The sequence below is a fragment of the Mesorhizobium sp. M3A.F.Ca.ET.175.01.1.1 genome (assembly GCF_004791945.1).
Lineage (GTDB): Bacteria > Pseudomonadota > Alphaproteobacteria > Rhizobiales > Rhizobiaceae > Mesorhizobium.
In genome coordinates this window covers 1-328 of record NZ_SRTP01000232.1, presented here as the reverse complement: position 1 = coordinate 328, position 328 = coordinate 1, and the positions used below count along the sequence as shown (strand labels likewise).

At 69.2% G+C, this 328-nt stretch carries 1 pseudogene; it reads right to left on the bottom strand.

Going from position 1 to position 328, the window contains the following annotated elements:
- A pseudogene (locus EN818_RS31455) lies at window positions 1–328 on the bottom strand (ABC transporter ATP-binding protein); the annotation flags it as partial.

Genomic DNA, 328 nt, shown 5'->3' with positions numbered 1-328 from the left:
GTTTCACCAGCCCTTCGATGGTGACGCGGCCGAGCAGCCTGCCGTCGGTATCCTTCACCGGCAGCGCGGGGCGACCCGACCATAGTAGCTCGGCCAGCGCGTCGCGCTGCGTGGCGCCGCCGGGGATCGCCTCGCCTTCGGCATCGCCCGGCTCCACGGCGTCGCGCACAGGCCCAAGCGACAGCAGCCGGAACGGCCTTTCGCTGGCGCCGACCAATGTCTCGACAAAGCCGCTCGCGGGTCTCGCGAGAATCTCGGCCGGCTTGGCGTATTGCACCAGCTTGCCGGCGTCCATGACGGCTATTTTGTCGCCCAGATGGACGGCCTC